The organism is Streptomyces sp. N35, assembly GCF_016464295.1.
GTDB lineage: Bacteria > Actinomycetota > Actinomycetes > Streptomycetales > Streptomycetaceae > Streptomyces.
In genome coordinates, this window is sequence record NZ_JAEIMH010000063.1 from 38,648 (window position 1) to 55,805 (window position 17,158).

Consider the following 17,158-nt stretch of genomic DNA (forward strand, 5'->3'; position numbering starts at 1 on the left):
CGCTCTCACAAAAGCCCGCCCAGGCGAGCGGTGATGTGGTCGAGGCACGTTTCGTAGGAACCCTCGGCGTGACTGCGGCGCCAGCCCGCGGGTGCGGCGAGCGTCGCGGGCCACAGCGCGAGATGGCCTTCAGGGTCGGCGAGCACGACGAAGGTGGCGAGCGTGTCGTCGAACGGGTCGTCGCCCGCACCGCGGTCCAGCACACGCAGCGCACCGCCGGCATCCAGGCGACCGGCACACCCGGTACGCCACATCCGGGCAGGAACACCGTCCGGTGCGAACGGGTCGGGCAGGAACCGCTCACCGGTCGCGGCGGGCGCCCCCGCATAGCCCTGCGCCACACCCGCGCCCGCGATGTACAGCGCTCCCTCTTCGCCAGGGGCCACCTGCCGCAGCTCACCGTCGAGCAGGTAGACGCGGTATCCGGGGGCGGGCCTGACGGGGAGGTCGCCGGACTGCTCGACGACCAGGCGGCCCTCCGCCCAACCACCGCTGACAGCGAGTTCGATGCCCTCGCCGCGGGCCAGCGCGAGCAACGCGCACAAGGTCTCGTCCGCGCCGCCGAGCACGGTGCGTGCCTTCATCTGCCGCAGCCAGCCGAGGACTTCCTGCGGTACGGCCTTGGCGAGCCAGCCGTCCGGCACGTGCACGCGCGCACCGCAGACCAGGACACCGAGCAGACCGAGCGTGGTGTCCGCGTCCGGGTAGCCCTGGACCAGCCAGGCGGCGTCACCGGGTGGAGCCAGGGCCGCGGCGCCGATGGCGGCGGCACCGACCAGAACGATCCCGTCGGCGGTGGGAGCGAGCAGCACCGGCGCACCTTCGGCGAGCGGACGGACGCGGTCGGCGTCGGCGACCGGCCACGGCGCTGACGCCGGGCCCGCCTCGCCCTGCACGAGGCGGACCGCCCCGGGCACGGGCCCGAGTACCAGATCCGCCGTCTCATCCAGCAGCAGCACCGCAGGGCGCACATCGGAGGTCAAGGCTGTGGAGGGGTCTACCGGCAACAGTGCCGCACCTGTCTTGAGGACGGCGAGCGCGGCCACCGCGAAGGCGACAGGTGAGGACAGTGCCGTCAGCACCGAGGTACCCGGGCCCGCGCTGTGACCGATCAGCGCATGCGCCAACATGTCGGCGCGAGCGTCGAGTTCGCCGTAGGTCACACCGGGCAGTGCCGGAGCGAGAGGGGCACGGGCCACCTGGGTGCGGAAGAGTGCGAGGACGTCATCGGTGCGGTCGACGGGCAGCGGGCTCTGCCCGCCCGCCCAGGGAGCGCACGCATCGGCTGACGGCGGCTGGGGACCGAGCATGCTCAGTGGGAGCGCCGGATTGTCGAGGACGGCTGTGAGCACAGCGGCGAACTGCCCGGCGAGGTCCGCCGCGGTCTCCTGGTCGATCAACCCGTCCCGGTACGCGGCGCCGAGGACGATGCCCGCACAAGTGCCCTCCGCGGTCTGCCGTTCGGTCAGCGTGAGGGCCACATCGGCATCCGGTACGGGCAGTCGGGGCCGTTCGGGCCGCACGGTGAGCCCGGCCGCACCGAACTGCCACGGTTCTCCCTGCACTTCATGGAGCACGGCGAGGGCGACACCTCCGGCTTCGGCGAGTTCGCTGGTGGCACCCCGGAAGACGGCCAGGTCCGCGCTGTGCACCCGGCGCAGCAGCTCACTGAAGGCCGGGTCGCCTGTGGTGTCCGCGGACAGAGCCAGAGTGCGCGCGTAGAAGCCGACGGCGCCGCGCAGGGCCTGGCTGTGCCGGGCCGGGACCTGCGCGGCCACCGTCACACGTCGGCCGCCGGCGCCGAGCGAGTTCAGCAGGGTGACCAGGGCGGCGTGCGCCACCGTGAACAGGGTGGCGTCGTGCGCGGCGGCGAACGCGACGAGCCGGGTGTGCAGCTGCTCGTCCAGGTCGACCTGCACGTGCTGGTACGACGCATGGGCGCACGGGTCGTACGACCGGGGTTCGCGCGGGGCGCAGCCCGGCAGCGCGGTGGGTGCAATGTCGCCGTTCAGCGCCCGGGGCGCGCAGTCGAGGCCGGTGGGGGAGTGGTGTGGGGCGGCGCCGGTGGCACGGGCCCCGTACGCCTGGGCGAGTTCCGCGGCCAGCGGCAGATGCGACCACAGGTCGACCGAGTCGGCGGGCAGGGTCAGTTCGAGGAGATGGTCGTCGTCGGCGATCGCGCGCAGTCGCGTGCCGGCCGCTCCGATACGCGAAGAGCGCAGTGACTCGTGCCGCCGGCCCAGATCGGTCAGGGCCCGGTCGAGGGCCTGACGGTCGAGCGGACCGTGCAGCCGCAGCGGCAGCACAGTGCTCTCCGTGCCCGAGCGGACCGGCCCGCAGGCGGCGACCGGGCCGTCGCCGAGCACAGCGGCGAACTCCGCGGGGGTCGATGCCTCGTACAGTGCCCGGATGCCCGGGTCGGCTTTTAGCGTCGCGCGGATCCTGGACAGCAGCCGATCGGCGTCCGATGCGTCGGCGCCGAGGGCGAAGAAGTCGGATCCGGCGTGCACGCGACTGCGCGGCAGCCGCAACACCTCGGCGAACAGGTCGCGCACGATCTCCTGGATCGGAGAGCCCGGCTCGGTCCGGTCCGCCGTGGCGGCCGCCTCGGAACGCGGGGAACTCCCCTCGGCGGTCATGCCCGCCCACTTCGTACTCCCCCCCGCAGGAGCAGCCGGCCGCGTGTATACGCCGGGCAGCGGGGCGGCGGGGGCCCGGTCCGGGGCTACGTAGACGATGTCGAGCAGCTCGCGCCCCTGCCCCGACCACGTAGGCAGGGCGAGATATCCCAGGAGCTCACCTGCCGCGCACAGCTCCTCCGGATCCGGGGCGGGCCAGGCGTACGGCGCACGGGAGTCGGGCACCGCGGCGAGTCGCAGGCACGCGGGACGTGCCGCCTCGAGGAGGGCCGTGGCGCCGGCGGGTGACCAGACGTCGCTGCCCCAGCGCAGGACGGGTGCGGTCGCGAGATCGGCGACTGGCTCATCGGTGTGCAGGACGACGTCATAGGCGTGACGGGTCCGCTCGTCGTGGTGGATGTTCCGCTTGATGCGCAGGTCCACGGCCCGGACCGCCGGCAGTTCACGGGCTAAGGCGGCGAACACGCCGGGGTGCAGCGGCGGTTCGCCATCGGCACCTGTGCCGTCCTGGCCGATGTTCACGTCGCCGAGGAACAACGTCCCGCCAGGCGCCAGCAGCGGCAGGGCCCGATCGACGAGGTCACGCACAGCACCGGGGGTGGCGCAGCGGCGCACCACCGCGTCGAGCACGATCGCGTCGAAGTGGCTCGAGGGAAGCCCCGTGGTGTCCTCGAGGTCCTGACAACGCAGCCGCGTCCGCCGCGTGAGCGCCGGGCCGCACTGCGCCTGGGCGGCGAGTGTCGCAAGAGTGCGCGCGCACGGGTCGGTGGCCCAGTACTCCTCGCACTCCGGGAGGTCGCCCAGTGCGGCGAAGCGTCCGGGCGCGCCGACACCGATCTCCAGGACCCGGCGCCACGGGCGCAGTGTGCCGTCGAGGTCCGTGCCCCGAGGGTCCAGCGAACCAAGGGGGTTCGGCGCGACGGCTGTAGCGAGGAGCTCTCGGTGCGAGACGGCGATGCCCTGCGGAGTTCCCGCGGCCGCGTACCAGATGTACGCGGGTGCCTGGGCCGGCCCGCCGGGGCGCGCGGTGAAGTCCTGCGCTTCGGCGGCCGGATCGACGGCCGGCGCTTCGATGCCGTCGAGATCCACGATCAGTGTGTCCAGGCCCCGGTAGTCGCCTTCGCCGGTGCCCCGGGTCAGGACCACCCGGGCGAGGCTGTCGCGCACGATCAGCCTGCGGCGGGCGGCCGGCGTGGACGGGTCGAGGGTGACGAGAGTGGCCCCGGCCCGCAACACCGCGAGGAGCGCGACCACCGCGTCCGTACCTGTCGTCAGCGTGGTGGCGACGCGGTCGCCGTTGCGCACACCGCAGGTCCGCAGGTGGACGGCGACGCGGTCGGCGGCCGACCGCAGTCGGGGCGCGTCGGACCGGGTTCGGATGTGCTGCTCGACAAGATCACAGACCGACAAGACCGACATCATTCGCTCCTCGGGGCGACGCCTTCCGGCTTGGAAACTTCTTGCCAACACTTTGGCAAGTACCTCTGGGGCCACCGTCTTGTCTCGCTCGAGCAGCGCTGGATCCGCAGCTCGGCAAGGGGGACGGCGGCGCAGTCGGGCGGGCTGCCTTGGCAAACCGGGCCGCGGAGAAAAGGCCGAAGCCCCCGCGGCGGCTCAAGGCCGGCGGGGGCTTCTCGGTGGCGCTGCTCGCGGTACCCGCGATCCACCTCAGAGAGCGGTGGGGGCGACGGGCAGGCCCGGGTCACCGGCGGGGGTGGTGGGCAGGCCGGGGTCGCCTTCGGTGGTGGGGGCGACCGGGAGGCCCGGGTCACCGGCCGGGGTGGTCGGGAGGCCGGGGTCGCCTTCGGTGGTGGGGGCGACCGGGAGGCCCGGGTCACCGGCCGGGGAGGTGGGCAGGCCGGGGTCGCCCTCGGTGGTGGGGGCGACGGGCAGGCCGGGGTCGCCGGCGGGGGAGGTCGGGAGGCCGGGGTCGCCGGCCGACTGCGTCACCGAGACCGCGTTGTCGGCGGCGAAGGCGGAGGAGGAGCTGATGGTCACTCCGGCGAAGGCGGCGGCGGCGATGGCGGCGGTGGTGGCGATCCGGGCGATGCGGTTCATGGCTGGCTCCTTGGTTTGTCAGTTTGTGTTGCCTCGTTGGCAACCTTCTGCCAAGAAGCTTGGCAAGAGTTCCTAGTGTTTCTCTCGTGAATCGGTCGAGATGTAATCGAGTCTTCCGTCGAATTCCGTCCAAGGCCCCAGTTGCCTCCCGGTATTCCATGAGAGCAACGCCTTGACCTGCATTAATGCGATCTGGCAGTCGCTTGGCAGAAATCCGCGCCGCTTGGCAAAATCCGGCAACTTCCTGCCTGGGGAAAGGGCAAGGCGCGGTTGTCGGCCCGACGGGAGGGCTATTTCCGTAGAAGAAATCGCTTACTAGATTCTCGGTGGAATGCGCATTGCCAAAATCTCCCGACGCTTGGCAATATCGTGCCAAGGCATCAGGCAGAAAGTTTCCAAGCGCTGAGGGGAGTCCCGGACATGAAGGCGACGTCTCACGGAGGTACACGGGTTCACCTGGACCCGGCCGGCCAGGGCCGGATGCCCGACGCCGCCCGTGCGGCGTTCGTTCACTGGACCCGGCACGACGACCGCTACGGCCCCTATGAACTTGAGGAGTACCTCGAGGACGTGGTGCGGGACGAGCTCGCCACCCGACTGGCCACCGCGCTGCACATCCCCACAGGGGACACCGCCCTGTTCACCGGTGCGGCCGACGCATTCGCGGCCTTGACCGAGCAACTGCCGCTGGGACCGGGCGACCGCGTCTGGACCACGCCGTACGAGGGTCACGAGCAGCTGACCGCGCTGTACGCACTGCGCGACCGGACACGCTGCGACCTGACCGTCGTCCCGCTGCGGGAGAACGGCGATCTGGATCTGGAGTGGATGCAAGCCCACCTCGACGACAGCGTCGCGCTCGTTTCCGTGACGCATGTCCCAGCCGGGTGCGGCATCGTCAACCCGGTCGAGGACATCGGCCGCATGCTGCGTGCCCACCGCTGCCTGTACGCGGTCGACGCCTCGTACTCCGTCGGGCAGCTCCCGCTGGACGTCTCCCGGATCGGCTGCGATCTGCTCACCGCCGACGGCTGGCGGTTCCTCTGCGGCCCGCAGGACCTCGGATTCGCTTGCTTCGCGCCGGAGTTGAAGGACTACTACGGGCCACCGGACGGTATCCGGCCGCGGCCGGCGCCGCACGGCGCTGCCGTCGTCGCACTGAACGCGGCGCTCGCCGGACGGCCACAGCTGTTCCCGGACGCGGAGTTGGCCGATGAGGCGCGCGACGTGGTCCTGCGGGCGCCCGGTGTCGACGTGATCGCCCCTGGCGGCATTCAGTCCGCGATGCTGGCCTTTCGCCACGAACGGCTGCCCGCCGGGCTGATGCGCAAGGAGCTCGCGGCCCGAGATGTCGTGGTGCGCAAGATGGTCGGCCAGGAGAACCCGCTCTACCTGCCGGGGCGCGGCATCACGACCGCGCTCCGTGTCTCACTGCACCACGACACCACCGCGCAGGACATTGCCCGATTCGGCGAGGCGCTGAACGACGTCCTGGCCGCGACGTACCGCAGCCCCGCGGCCGACACTCCCCGCCGGCAGCACGAGGGCGCCACGATCCTGCGCTTCCCGGTGCGCACGGCGGCCAAGGAGGACACCGGGGCGCTCGGGCTGCCGCACGGCCGATAGCCGCCAGGCGCGTCGGCGGGCGGACCGAGTCCATGGGCGCACGCGAGGGCGGTCGGGGGATCTCAATCCGACAGCACGCCCCTGCTTCAAGCCTTGGCCTTGCGCTCGTAGCGGCGGTGCAGGCGGCGGCAGCCGTTCAGCCACGACATTCTCGGAGATGCCTACCGAGATCGGCAGCCCGTTGCGGTCACAAATGACGTGAACCTTCGACCCGAGTTTGTCGCGGTCGGTCGGTCGGATTCGGTCCGGTCAGGCCCCCTTTGACCGCGCGGACGCTGACACTGCCAATCGCGCAGCGAGACCAGTCGAGGTCACCGTGCGAGCCGAACAGGTCCTGGAAGATCTCCCACAGCCCGTCCGGCACCAGACGCTGAACTATGTCCATGACCCGAGCAACGAACGGGGCGGTGCTCAGCGCTCCTCGAACGAGAGCGCAGCACTCGGTCCGGGCGGACGGTGCTCTTGCCGACAGGTCGCGTACACCGCGACGAAGGCGGCGAGTCCGCTCGCCGCGCCGCCCGGTACGAGAGCGGTCACCGGGACGTGCTGTTTGAACCCGCGCGACAGCGCGCGGTGCGCCTCGAGTGCGGCGGCGACCAGGTCCGCGCGGTCGCCGTCCCCGCGGGTCATCGCCAACGCCTGTGCCCAGGCACGGGAGACGATCTCGTCCTTGCGCTGATGAACAGGCACGGATGCCTCCTTGTGGTCGCACCGAAGGGGATTCACAGCCCGCGACCGAGGGCGGACGCCAGTGCGCGGGCCAGGCTGTCGGGAGCGGTTCCCGCCGCGTCGAGCACGACGGCAAGCGGCCGGTGGCCGTCGGCCGCACTGAGTGCGGCGATGGCGCAGGCGGCCTCGCCGTCACCGGAGAAGGCGACCAGGGCCAGGCCTGCGCCGGAACGGATACGGGCGCCGAGGGTGGCGTGCACGGCGCGTGCGGCGGTGTCCGCCGCGGGGCCGCCGGCCGGTACGGGACCCAACAGGAGAATCTCCTCCGGCCCGCTGTAGGCGTGAGCGAGCAGGCCGTAGAAGGCACGGGAGATGCCCGGTGCCCGCAGCAGGCCGATCGTGCCGGCACCGGCGCATGCGGGAAGGCGCAGAACAGCCTGCGGGACACGGTCCTCGGGGGCCTCGCCCGGTTTCGGCGCCTCCGCGGACTTCGCTCGCGGCGGGGTTCCGATCCCCAGCCCGGAAAGCAACTCGAGCGCCTCGCCGACGGAGGTGAACTCACCTGCGCCTCTTGGCAGTTCGCGCAGCAGCAGCACCACATGCGCGAGCAGTTCCATGACGTCGCGACGGTGCGCCCGGTCGTAGGTGGCGGTCAGGACCAGACGGCCTTGCCGGTCGTGCTGGGCGATCAGGGTGACCGGGTAGGCGGTGTGCGCGCCGAGGCTCTGCGGCGGCTCCACCTCGACGCCGAGTGCGCCGAGTTCGGTCTGCGCAGCGGTGAGGATGCGCGGTGCCGCCTCGAAGGTGAGCAGAGTGTCGGCGGGCGGCTGCGTCCTGCCGGCCAGATCGTGGATCTGCCCCAGCGACATCCATTCGTACGCGGTCTGGTCGAGGAAACGGTCACGCAACGCGGCGATCAGTTCGGGCAGCGTGGCGTGCGGGTCCACGAGCACGGACTGCGGCAGCGGACCGGCCAGAGCGCCGGGGGTGAGCTCCGCCCCCTCGAACGGGACGGTGCGGCCGGTGGCGGTCGTGGCGAAGCGCACCTGTGCCCGTCCCTCGGCCCGGCCGGCGCGGTACAGGAGCAGCGACCACACCGCCTGCAGCGCGATGAACTCGCCCGCACCCCACCGCGCGGCCCAGCGCCTGAGCTCTGTTGTCTCCTGCTCGGTCAGCCGCAGCAGGGACCGTCCGTCGCCGCGCCCGCCGGCGGTGAACAGAGGGGGAACACACAACGGTTCACCGGCCCGGACCCCACCGGAAACGGCACAGTCACCGGAAGCCGCGAAAAAGCCCTCGGCGGGTGTGGTGCGCTGCGCGGCGAGCCAGGTCCCGTAGTCCGTCATGTCGGGACGCCGCTCTCCGCCGGGCAGTACACCACCGGCGAGGTAGCCACGGTAGAACTCCCTGACCAGCAGCCGGATCGAGAAGCCGTCGAGCAGCGCGTGATGGTACGTGAGGAGAACCCGGGCCGGTCGCGCCCGTACCTGTGGGCCGCCTCCCAGCAGGGTGATACGCAGAGGGGCCGGGCGGCGCGGGTCGATGCCGCGGCGCCGTTCGGCTTCGACGAGAGAGGGCCATTCGGTGCTGCCGTACGGCATGCGCAGAATCTGCGATTCGGCCTCCTCGTGAATGACAAGACCGGGTTCTGCCCAGCCGTCGAAGGCCGTGCGCAGCACGGACTCCCTGGCGAAGACCGAGTGCCAAGCCGCGGTGAACCGCGCCACGTCCAAGGGGCCGTGCCAGTCCCAGGCCACCTGCTCGACCTGGCGCCCGGAACCGGGGTGCGCGTCCGCGTCCGCGAGGAGTTCACGCTGCAGCGGCGTCGCGGGCAGCCGCCGGGGGCGCAAGGAACCGCGGCCGCCACCCGTGGGGAGGTCGGCCAGCGCGGCCAGGGGCGGTTGCTCCCGGGCCGAGTGCGCGCGGCGGTTGAAGCGCAGTGTGTGCTGCCCGGGCCCACGGCTGTGCAGGTCGGCCAGCCAGGCAGGAGTGTCCGGGCGGCGTGCCGAGAGGGCATCGAGTGCGGCTTTGACCCGGGTGGCCTCGATCGGCCCGCGCAACTCCACCACGGGAGCCTCGTCGGGACCTAGGCGGACGATGACGGCGATCGGTTCGTCCTGTGGACGAGCGAAGCGGCTAGTGGTCATCGGCTGTCCGGGGCGCGCCCAGGCGAAGGCCCCTCTCCTTTCCCGAGGTGCGCCGCTCAAGCATCCGCAAGGCCATCACCAAACCCCTGACAGAATCCTGACGTCCCGATCAACCGGCGTGGGCTGCACGGCAGTTCAGGCCAGGTCGTCACGGAGCACCCGGCGGTGCGCGATACGCCACTCGCCGCGGCTGGGGACCAGGGCGTCCTCCATCACACAGACGTACAGCGCTTTGCCGCCGCCCATGTGCAGAGCCTCGCTGCCGCTTCCGTCCGACGGTGCGTGTACGAGGGCCGAACAACGGGTGCGCAGTGCATGATCGTGACCGGGCAGCAGGTCGAGCCGGCCCACCCAGTGGGTGAGGCGGTGGCCGGCCCGCCGTCGGCGCGCCGCACCGGCGCGGGGATAACGGGTCAGCCCGGTGCGCGCCGGCACCGGCTCGGGCAGAAAAGGCAGGTCGAGGGTTGCGTCCTCGGTGAACAGGCCACCCCACGCCGCGACATCGTGCGTATCGAGGATGCGCATCTGATGGGCGTAGAACTGCTCGGCCTGCCGGTGCAGCGCCGCGAAATCCTGGGCCCGGCCGAGGCGTTCCGTGCTGGTGTCGATCAACTCGACGGTCATGGTCCCGGCCTCCGGATCCGTCCCGATATCAGTCCGGCCAGTGTCCGGGACGTTGATCGAGCATCCGTCGAAACCGGCTCGAGGGTTCCTGGAGCGCCCTCTGCTCGGCCCCGCCGTGCCTTGTTGCCGGTTACCGCCCTGACACGACCGCCGATGACAACGGCGCAAGGCGTGACGCGACTCGGAAAGCTGAGTGCACGGGCCGAGTGACGTGATCAGGCCGCAAACAGGTTGAACGTCGAGGTGCGCCGCTCGCCCGACAGCACATCCAGCGCCGGATCGACAGCAAGGATCATCTGGTGCAGACGCTGCAACTGCGGCGAGGGCTCCACACCGAGTTCGTCGATGAGACGCTTGCGCAGCCTGCGGTAGACATCGAGTGCGGTCGCCTGGCGGCCGGCGCGGTACAGCGCGACCATCGCCTGCGCGTGCAGCCCCTCGTGCTGCGGATGGCGTGCGATCAGGTCCGCGAGTTCCGAGACGAGGTCGCCGTGCCGACCCAGCCGCAGATCGGCGTCGATCCGGCGCTCGAGCGTGACCAGACGGGACTCCCGCAGCCGGAGGATCTCGATGGAGAGGACCGTGCCGGCGGGGACATCGACAAGAGTGGGTCCTTTCCACATCGCGAGAGCACTCTTGAAGTGCTCGGCCGCGTGGGCGTCCTCGCCGCTCTCGAAGGCGCGTTGGCCGTCGGCCACCAACTGCTCGTAGCGGTACACGTCCACGCAGTCGGCCGATATCTGCAGGACATAGCCGCCGTGCCGGGTGGCGAGGATCTCCTTGGCATTGCCGGGGGAGTCGGGTCCCATGGCGGTGCCCAGCCGGCGGCGCAGCTGCAGTACGTACGTCTGCAGTGTGGTCATGGCGCTCTGCGGAAGGTGGGAAGACCAGAGCTCCTCCATGAGTGTGCCCACCGGGACGATCCGACCCGGCTGGAAGGCGAACAACGCAAGGAGTTGGCGAGGTTTGCTCGCGGTGGGCACGATCGAGACGCCGTCGAGGGTGGCGGTGAGCGGGCCCAGAACCTGAATCTCCACAGTTTCCTCCCCGTACGCAACGAGTGTTGGTCGTACCGGAGACCAGCCAGCGGGTCTGGGGGTCCGTCGCAAGATAGAACGGTTCTGGCCCTGTTCGTACGGGCCTTTAGCTGCGCTCGAGTCAGCCTGTACGCAGGCTCGTTCGGGCTGGAGAGGATCTCCAGAGCGCATCGAGCCCGACTTGAGCGGGCGGCTGTCCGCGCAACACCGCGGCTATCGTCGACAAGCCCTGTCCTCGGTCCAGGGCCAGGCCATCCATCCGGACACGTGAGTGTCCTGTCGCGGGAGCCGCCATGCGTAAGGCCCTTGAGCCCCGGCTGCGTCTGTTCGTGTTCCATCACTCCGGTGGCTCGCATCTGATGTACCGCGATTGGCCGGCATGCTTCCCGTCGGACTGGGACGTGTACGTGCCCGATGCCCCGGGCCGCGGTCCGCGCGACGAGCGGGCCGCCGTGAGCGACACCGGTGCGCTCCTTGATTACTTCGAGCATGAGCTGGACGACAGGCTGCGGGGCCGTTTCGCGTTCTTCGGGCACAGCATGGGCGGGCTCGTGGCGTACGAACTGACCCGCCGTCTGCTGGCCGCCGGGCGGACCCCGCCCGTCTGGCTGGGGGTGTCCGCACGCAGCACGCTGCACCCCGACGGTGACCCCACACGCCGCCACCTGCTCTCGGACGCCGACCTGCGTGCGGAGCTCACCGCGATGGGCGGTACGTCGTCCTCGGTCATGGCCCACGACGAGCTGTGGGAACTGTTCTCGCCGACCATCCGCGCGGACCTGCGGATCAGCGAGACCTGGCGTACCCCGCCGCTCACCGCTCCGCTGCCTGTACCTCTGTCCTTGTTCGGCGGCGCCCAGGACCATGTGGCCCCGCCGCAGCGCATGGCCGGTTGGGCCGGGGTATCCGAGCGCTTCCTCGGCCACCACCTCTTCGACGGTGGCCACTTCTACTTCCAGGGCAGCCGGCTTGCCGAGGTGACGCAGCGGATCCACGACGACGTGAGCCGCGCCTTGCTGTCGGCCGAGGAGTCGGCCCAGGCAGTGCGATGACCGTCGGGCAACTCGCCGCACCGGCGGTGCGCGAGGCGACGGAGTTCCGGCTGCTCGGTCCCGTGATCGTGCACGATGCGCGGACAGGGGTCGGCTTCGCGCCCGCCAGTCCCAAGCAGAGGGCTCTGCTCGCGGCCCTGGTCATCCATGCCGGGGAGCGTCTTTCGGTGGACCGCCTGGTCGAGGAGCTGTGGGGAGACCGGCCGCCCGCCAACGCGCCGAACGCGCTGCAGGCCCATGTCTCACGGCTGCGCAGGCTGCTTCCGGACCGCGACCACGAGTGGATCAGCACGTTGCCCACCGGATACCTGCTCACGCTCGGTCATGCCTCGACCGATGTCGCCCGCTTCTCACGGCTGTCCGCGGAAGGACGGACAGCCGTGCCCGAAGACCCGCGTTACGCGGTGGAACTCCTGAGCCAGGCCATTGAGTTGTGGCACGGGCCGGCCTTGCTGGACAGCTGTCACGGGCCCATCTGCACGGCCGAGGCGGACCGCCTCGAGGAACAGCGACTGACCACCCTGGAAGCTCTGTACGAGGCCCGTCTGGACACGAGCACCTATCTCGCTGTCATCCCCGACCTGGAGCGGCTCATCGCCGACCATCCGCTGCGAGAGCGCTTCTACGACCTGCTGATGGTCGCCCTGTACCGGGGAGGCCGTCAGAGCGAGGCACTCGGCGTCTACGAAAGCGCGCGCCGTCGTCTGATCGGCACGCTCGGCATCGAGCCGGGCCTTGCCCTGCGCTATCGCCTCGAGGCGATCCTCAACCACTCACCCGCCCTGGCGTCCACGCGCCCGCACCCGCCGAGCCTGGTGACCCAGGTCGCCGAGCTCCAGACCCGTATCGACCGGCTCGAGCGGGCTCATGAGGACATGCTCAAAAGGTGCTGTGTGACCGAGCGGCACTTGAAGTCATCGCTTTGAGGAACGGGTTGTCCTGCAGTGTCTCCAGGACCTCCGGGTCGGGAACGACGACCGTCCCGAACCCGTCGCCGGGGAACATCTGCAGGAGCACCGCGTGCGCGACCCTGCCGTCGATCACGCGAGCCGCGCCGACCCCGCCCTTCACGGCGTCGAGGCAGCCCGTCATCTTGGGCACCATGCCGCTGCTCAACTCCGGCAGGAGTTTCTCCAGTTCGCTGATCGTGAGCCGTTCCACGACCTTGTCGCTGTGCGGCCAGTCCTCGTACAGGCCCGCCACGTCGGTGAGCATGATGAGCTGCTGGGCGCCGAGGGCGGTCGCGAGCGCCGCCGCCACAGTGTCGGCGTTGGCGTTGTAGACCTGGCCGTCCTCCACACTGCGGGCCCGCGGGGGGATCACCGGTATCCGGCCGGCCGAGAGCAGGTCCTCGATGGCGCCGGTCCGTACTTCGACGATCTCGCCGACTCGGCCGATGTCCACCGGCTCCCCGTCGATCCACGGCTGGTGCTGCTTCGCGGTCAGGGTGTCGGCGTCCTCGCCGGTCATGCCGACAGCGAGCGGAGCGAACTGGTTGATCAGGCCGACCAGTTCGCGCTGGAGCCGGCCGGAGAGCGTCATCCGCACCACGTCCATCGCGAGCGGCGAGGTGATCCGCAGGCCCGCCTTGAACTCCCGCGTCAGACCGTGCAGGGCGAGCTCGGCGTCGATCTGCGGACCGCCCCCGTGCACCACCACGGGCCGCAGCCCGGCGCACCGCAGAAAGACGATGTCGCGGGCGAACGCCGCCGTGAGGCTCTCGTCGACCATCGCGTGGCCGCCCAGCTTGATGACAAGCGTGTGGCCCTGGTGGCGGGCGAGCCAGGGCAGAGCGTCGTCGATGGCATTGGCTTTGAGCTGGGCGAGGTGTGTCAGGGATGTCATGAGAACCTCGCAGGAGGAGCGATGAGTTCACCGACCGGGACAAGGGCGCTCATGGGCACGATTCCTTCTGTGGAGGACCCGGACGCGCGCCGGGCCTGATCAGCAGGGAAGTTGTGTCAGTACGGTTCGGGTACGCGTGGCCGGGTGCCCCTCAACCGCCTGAGAGCTCTGCGGACAGTGACTCACCGTCCGCTCGACGGATCGTCGTGAACTGCTCGAGAACGGATGCAGCGGAGACATACGGCGACCCCTGCGGCGCCGGGGACTGCGGGCGCTCAGACAGCCGAGTGCGCGAGCTGCGCATCGGCCAGCTCCGCCGGGGCGCGCCGCATCACGATGGAGCCGGCGATCTCCCCGCTGCGCACCGCGATGTTCGACAACAGTGCCGAGGACAACCCGTGGGTGTGCTCGGTGCCGCCCTGCAGATAGACCCCGCACGTCAGACCGGTCGCGGTGACGAGGCGGTAGTCGCGGGTCACCTGATGCCTGCCGGACTCGTCGCGCTTGAAGTTGCGGTCGAAGTCGTCGCCCAGCAGCCTCGCCGGGTCCAGGCCGTCGTAACCGGTGGCGAACACCAGCGCGTCGACGACGATCTGCTCCTGGGTGCCGTCGAGTACGGAGTGCAGGACGACCTTTGTCGCGTCGCCCAGATGCTCGATCTCGGCGACCCGTGTGAGGTTGCGGAAGTGCAGCCGCAGGCTGCCGCGCACCTGCTCGTCGTACGAACGCTGGTACAGCGCACGGATGACGTCCGCGTCGACCACCGAGTAGTTGGTGTTGCGGTGGTAGCGCCAGAACGAGTCACGGGCGCGTTCCGTGCCGAAGTAGTACTCGTCGACCGCGTTGGGGTCGAAGATCTGGTTCGCGAAGGGGGTGTCGTCGGCGACGGAGTAGCCGTACGACGGGAGGATCGCGGAAACCTCGGCGTGCGGCAGCGAGTCGTAGAGGAACCGGGTGATCTCGGCCGCGCTCTGGCCGGCGCCGACCACCGCCACGTTGCGGAGCTCGTGCGGGGGCTGCTGCTGATACCTGCTGAGGAACTCCGAGCTGTGCCAGACCCGCGCGCCGGCCGACATGCCGTCCGGCAGCCGCGGTACCAGTCCCGTGGAGATGGCCACGTTGCGCGCGGTGACGACCCTGGTCGTTCCGTCGGCGCCGCGCACCTCGACGTCCAGGAGCCCCGGCCGGCCGTCCGCGTCGGCGACGGGCCGGATGGCGGTGACCTCCGTCCCGTAGGTGACCCGGTCGCTCAGGCTCGACGCCGCCCACTCCAGATACTGATGGAATTCATGGCGGGTCGGGTAGAAGTCCTGGTTGTTGACGAACTGAACAAGTCGGTCGGAGGCGTGAAGGAAGGAGATGAAGCTGTACCGCGAGACCGGGTTCCTGAAGGTCACCAGGTCCTTGAGGAACGAGATCTGCATCGTGGTCGACGGCAGCAGCATGTTCCGATGCCAGCCGAACATGAGCTGCCGCTCGAAGAAGTGCGACCTGATCGGCTGCTCGGGGGACGTGGCCTCGTGCTCCTCCAGGGCGATGGCGAGCGCCATGTTGGACGGACCGAACCCGATGCCGACCACGTCGTAGATCTCTTCGCTGGGCCTACCCGTTGTGTCCATAGAAAACTCTCCCGCTGGCGTGTGGAAAACTCGACCGGCTGGCTCGAGAGACCGTTTTGCAGTGTTCTCTTCCGGGTGTCGTGCGGCAACCGAAATGAGGGTGGAATTCTCCCCGGCGTCGTCGAACGCCCTTATTTCCAAGAAGGTTGTCCCGTCGACAGGACGGCCAGTAGCGTGATCGGCGTTCTTCTGGATTCCCCTTGCCCTGCGCCAGGGCCCCGTCCCCGACTCTATTCCCGAAAGGTGAATTCGGATGTTCGTACCCAGCTTCTATCGTGAGCCGGACGCGTCCTGGATGGTGGACCTGGTCCGTGGCAATCCGCTGGCGCTCGCGGTGACCAACGGAGCCCCGCAGGAAGTGCCCTTCGCCACGCACCTGCCGGTGATCTTCGACCCCGCGGCCGTCGGTGACCTGGAGGGCGGACTGCCCGGCGCCACGCTGCTCGGGCATCTGAACCGGGCCAACCCGCACTGGTCGGCGCTGCAGGACGGCGAGTTGCTGCTGCTGACGTTCACCGGCCCGCACTCGTACGTCTCGCCCACCGTGTACGAGACGACGCCGGCCGCTCCGACCTGGAACTTCACCTCGGTGCATGTACGCGGCGTGATCGAGAAGATCACCACTGTCGAGGAGACGCTGGAGGTCGTACAGGCCACCGTGAGCGCCTACGAGGGGGCCTTCGGCGACGGCTGGGACATGACCGCCTCGCTCGACTACTTCCGCAAGATCGTGCCCGCCGTGGGCGCCTTCCGGCTCACCGTCACCAAGGCCGAGGGCATGTTCAAGCTGAGCCAGGAGCAGCCCGGAGAAGTCCGCGAGCGGGTGCGGGAGTCGTTCGGGCAGAGCGGTTGCACCTACCGGCGCGAGACGGCGGCCCTGATGAGCAAGCTGGGCGGATGACAGGAGCGGCGCCCGGACACGGGCGGACAGGCCGTGCGGTCAGGCACGCACACCTGCCGCAGGCCGGGCCGACTGCTCGATGAGGTCCGCATCGGGCTCGCCGGTCTCCTCGTCCAGGGTGCTGTGCGCCGCACTGTCGAGCGTGCTGACCACCCACTGCTCGAAGTCCACGCCCCGTTGCCGTGCGGCTTGGTGCCACCGCTCGATCCGGTTGCCGGGCAGCTCCAGCTGACGGCTCGGTGCGGGCGGGACGCTCCGCGGCTCCTCGCCCTGGTGGACTGCGCGGATGGCGTTGCGCAACTGCTTGGTGGTCCACCGGTGTTCCTCGGCGCGGTCGAGCCAGAGCTCCTGTTCCGGCACGGTCATGGACGCCAGTTCCGCGTGATGCTGGAAGGTCAGGGCCGGTCTGCGCCGGCTGTGGTCGAAGCGCCGGGAGACCCAGGCGTAGTTGCGCAGCGTCTGGTACGAGAGTCCGACGGCCCGGATGCCGCGCTGGTAGCGGTCGGTGTAGTGGTCTTTCCCGTAGACCATCCAATCGCCCTTCCACCAGGAGGACGAGTCGAGGACGTCGGCGAGCTGCCGTCCGGCGCGCTCCCATTCGTCGTAGGCCATCTTGGCCGGTATCTGCAGGCCGACCCGCGTGGTCAGCACTTGACCCCGGCGCGGCGCGTCCGGCGTGGCCCGCGGCTGCCGGGGCGGTTGCTGCGGGAGCGCGGGCGCCATGGAGCCGGCGAGGCCTGCGGTGTGTTCGGTCTGGTGCGCCATCACGCCTCCAGGAGCAGGATGCACTGAACCGACGTGAAGCCTCGCAGGGGTACCTCGGCCGTCACCTGAGGCCCGCTCGAACGCTTGCGCGCCGCCCGGCTGGTGGCGGCCGGGCGGCGCGCGGGGTTGTCCTCGCGACGGGGACTGGCGGGGGGGTTCCCATATTCGGTGCGGAA

Annotated in this window: 12 protein-coding genes and 2 pseudogenes; 4 read left to right on the plus strand and 10 right to left on the minus strand. The window is 70.3% G+C overall.

Annotation, left to right across the window (positions count from 1 at the left end; genetic code table 11):
- Positions 1-5 precede the first annotated feature (5 nt).
- Positions 6-4,058, minus strand: coding sequence for an AMP-binding protein (locus tag JAO81_RS29305; protein ID WP_199550973.1), 4,053 nt, complete (start codon positions 4,056-4,058; stop codon positions 6-8).
- 249 nt (positions 4,059-4,307) lie between these two features.
- On the minus strand, positions 4,308-4,697 hold the full coding sequence (locus JAO81_RS29310) for a hypothetical protein (RefSeq protein ID WP_199550974.1): 390 nt from the start codon (positions 4,695-4,697) through the stop codon (positions 4,308-4,310).
- A gap of 420 nt (positions 4,698-5,117) precedes the next feature.
- Here JAO81_RS29310 and JAO81_RS29315 point away from each other — a divergent pair, with 420 nt between their 5' ends.
- Positions 5,118-6,323: an aminotransferase class V-fold PLP-dependent enzyme gene (locus JAO81_RS29315; RefSeq protein WP_199550975.1), complete on the plus strand. Its 1,206-nt coding sequence runs from the start codon at positions 5,118-5,120 to the stop codon at positions 6,321-6,323.
- Positions 6,324-6,485: 162 nt separating this feature from the next.
- Here JAO81_RS29315 and JAO81_RS29320 read toward each other — a convergent pair.
- The 5 genes and pseudogenes from JAO81_RS29320 to JAO81_RS29340 all read right to left on the minus strand — a co-directional run.
- Positions 6,486-6,642 (minus strand): annotated as a pseudogene (locus tag JAO81_RS29320) (IS5/IS1182 family transposase); the annotation flags it as partial.
- A gap of 92 nt (positions 6,643-6,734) precedes the next feature.
- Positions 6,735-7,013, minus strand: a complete 279-nt coding sequence (locus JAO81_RS29325; RefSeq protein WP_199550976.1) for a hypothetical protein — start codon at positions 7,011-7,013, stop codon at positions 6,735-6,737.
- Positions 7,014-7,045: 32 nt separating this feature from the next.
- Complete coding sequence (locus JAO81_RS29330; RefSeq protein WP_199550977.1) at positions 7,046-9,139, minus strand: condensation domain-containing protein; 2,094 nt, start codon at positions 9,137-9,139, stop codon at positions 7,046-7,048.
- 135 nt (positions 9,140-9,274) lie between these two features.
- Complete coding sequence (locus JAO81_RS29335; protein WP_199550978.1) at positions 9,275-9,763, minus strand: nuclear transport factor 2 family protein; 489 nt, start codon at positions 9,761-9,763, stop codon at positions 9,275-9,277.
- A gap of 215 nt (positions 9,764-9,978) precedes the next feature.
- Entirely contained in the window at positions 9,979-10,800 is an 822-nt protein-coding gene (locus JAO81_RS29340; protein ID WP_199550979.1) for an AfsR/SARP family transcriptional regulator, read from the minus strand.
- Between the two features lie 293 nt (positions 10,801-11,093).
- On the opposite strand from JAO81_RS29340, the gene JAO81_RS29345 reads away from it, so the two are divergent.
- Both JAO81_RS29345 and JAO81_RS29350 read left to right on the plus strand, forming a co-directional pair.
- Positions 11,094-11,852 (plus strand): thioesterase II family protein, encoded by a 759-nt coding sequence (locus tag JAO81_RS29345; protein WP_233416082.1) that lies wholly within the window; start codon positions 11,094-11,096, stop codon positions 11,850-11,852.
- A complete protein-coding gene (locus tag JAO81_RS29350; RefSeq protein WP_199550980.1) occupies positions 11,849-12,778 on the plus strand; it encodes an AfsR/SARP family transcriptional regulator in 930 nt (309 codons plus the stop codon). Before JAO81_RS29345 ends, JAO81_RS29350 begins: the two co-directional genes overlap by 4 nt.
- 31 nt (positions 12,779-12,809) lie before the next feature.
- Here the strand turns inward: JAO81_RS29350 and argB are convergent.
- Positions 12,810-13,697 (minus strand): annotated as a pseudogene (gene argB, locus JAO81_RS29355) (acetylglutamate kinase); the annotation flags it as partial.
- A gap of 275 nt (positions 13,698-13,972) precedes the next feature.
- The gene (locus JAO81_RS29360; protein ID WP_199550982.1) at positions 13,973-15,316 is read right to left on the minus strand and encodes a lysine N(6)-hydroxylase/L-ornithine N(5)-oxygenase family protein; all 1,344 of its coding nucleotides are present in this window, start codon (positions 15,314-15,316) and stop codon (positions 13,973-13,975) included.
- Positions 15,317-15,569: 253 nt separating this feature from the next.
- Here JAO81_RS29360 and JAO81_RS29365 point away from each other — a divergent pair, with 253 nt between their 5' ends.
- Entirely contained in the window at positions 15,570-16,217 is a 648-nt protein-coding gene (locus JAO81_RS29365; protein ID WP_199550983.1) for an FMN-binding negative transcriptional regulator, read from the plus strand.
- A 39-nt stretch (positions 16,218-16,256) separates the two neighbouring features.
- Here JAO81_RS29365 and JAO81_RS29370 read toward each other — a convergent pair whose 3' ends face one another.
- Positions 16,257-16,982 carry an LmbU family transcriptional regulator gene (locus tag JAO81_RS29370; RefSeq protein ID WP_233416083.1) on the minus strand — a complete coding sequence of 242 codons (726 nt, stop codon included), beginning with the start codon at positions 16,980-16,982 and terminating at the stop codon, positions 16,257-16,259.
- Positions 16,983-17,158 lie beyond the last annotated feature (176 nt).

Coding starts and splice junctions, on each gene's coding strand:
- JAO81_RS29305 (WP_199550973.1), bottom strand. CDS start 4,058: ATGTCGGTCTTGTCGGTCTGTGATCTTGTCGAGCAGCACATCCGAACC.
- JAO81_RS29310 (WP_199550974.1), bottom strand. CDS start 4,697: ATGAACCGCATCGCCCGGATCGCCACCACCGCCGCCATCGCCGCCGCC.
- JAO81_RS29315 (WP_199550975.1), top strand. CDS start 5,118: ATGAAGGCGACGTCTCACGGAGGTACACGGGTTCACCTGGACCCGGCC.
- JAO81_RS29330 (WP_199550977.1), bottom strand. CDS start 9,139: ATGACCACTAGCCGCTTCGCTCGTCCACAGGACGAACCGATCGCCGTC.
- JAO81_RS29335 (WP_199550978.1), bottom strand. CDS start 9,763: ATGACCGTCGAGTTGATCGACACCAGCACGGAACGCCTCGGCCGGGCC.
- JAO81_RS29345 (WP_233416082.1), top strand. CDS start 11,094: ATGCGTAAGGCCCTTGAGCCCCGGCTGCGTCTGTTCGTGTTCCATCAC.
- JAO81_RS29350 (WP_199550980.1), top strand. CDS start 11,849: ATGACCGTCGGGCAACTCGCCGCACCGGCGGTGCGCGAGGCGACGGAG.
- JAO81_RS29360 (WP_199550982.1), bottom strand. CDS start 15,316: ATGGACACAACGGGTAGGCCCAGCGAAGAGATCTACGACGTGGTCGGC.
- JAO81_RS29365 (WP_199550983.1), top strand. CDS start 15,570: ATGTTCGTACCCAGCTTCTATCGTGAGCCGGACGCGTCCTGGATGGTG.
- JAO81_RS29370 (WP_233416083.1), bottom strand. CDS start 16,982: ATGGCGCACCAGACCGAACACACCGCAGGCCTCGCCGGCTCCATGGCG.